The 508-nt window shown below is 41.5% G+C and carries 1 protein-coding gene; it reads left to right on the plus strand.

All coding sequences use genetic code 11. The features are described 5' to 3' along the window. The coding region (gene purN / locus QD409_RS35815; RefSeq protein ID WP_430765096.1) for a phosphoribosylglycinamide formyltransferase at window positions 1–429 on the plus strand (429 nt) is incomplete at its 5' end. Window positions 430–508 lie beyond the last annotated feature (79 nt).

Genomic DNA, 508 nt, shown 5'->3' on the forward strand with positions numbered 1-508 from the left:
GCGAACCACAATGTTGATGTGTTTACATTCACAGCCAAAGATTATCCTTCAAAGGCGGAATATGAACAAGATATACTTCGGAAACTAAAAGATTACGAGATAGAGTGGATTATCCTTGCAGGTTATATGCGTTTGATTGGAGATACACTGCTTCAGGAATTCCCTGGTAAGATAATAAATATCCACCCGTCCTTGCTTCCTAATTTTCCTGGCAAAGATGCTGTCGGCCAAGCGCTTGCAGCAGGTGCAAAGGAAACAGGGGTAACGGTTCACTATGTGGTTGAAGGAATGGATACAGGACCGATAATTGCTCAAGAGGCCGTCGGTATCATAGAAGGAGAAACGAATGAAAGCCTTCAAGCGAAAATCCAAAGCATCGAGCATGGACTGTATCCGAAGGTAGTTCAATCATTAGTCCTTTCCAATTGAGTAATTGCAGCAATAGACTACTATATGAAACAGGGGGAAATAAAGGAAATGAAAAAGCGTGCATTAATAAGTGTTTCAG

The organism is Rhizobium sp. BR 315 (genome assembly GCF_050577975.1).
Lineage (GTDB): Bacteria > Pseudomonadota > Alphaproteobacteria > Rhizobiales > Rhizobiaceae > Rhizobium > Rhizobium miluonense.